Below are 209 nucleotides of genomic sequence, written 5' to 3'. Positions count from 1 at the left end.
TCGCCTGGCAACGTCCTACTTTCCCAGGAAGTCTCCCTCCAAGTATCCTCGGCGCTGGAGGTCTTCACGTCCGTGTTCGGTATGGGTACGGGTGTTTCCCCTCCACTATGGCCGCCAGACTCGGGTGTTCGCTCAAGCGGCTTCGCTTCGCCAAACCCAGGCTCCGCTGCAGATGCTTTCGCTCCCACCACTCGTCTTCGGTTCAGATT

Annotated in this window: 1 rRNA gene; it reads right to left on the bottom strand. The window is 59.8% G+C overall.

The window, feature by feature from the left end:
- Positions 1-2: 2 nt before the first annotated feature.
- Positions 3-119: ribosomal RNA gene (gene rrf / locus ACFSB2_RS17790) — 5S ribosomal RNA — on the bottom strand.
- Between the last annotated feature and the right edge of the window lie 90 nt (positions 120-209).

The sequence above is a fragment of the Alicyclobacillus fodiniaquatilis genome (assembly GCF_042678105.1).
GTDB lineage: Bacteria > Bacillota > Bacilli > Alicyclobacillales > Alicyclobacillaceae > Alicyclobacillus > Alicyclobacillus fodiniaquatilis.
This window is presented reverse-complemented; position numbering and strand designations above follow the sequence as displayed.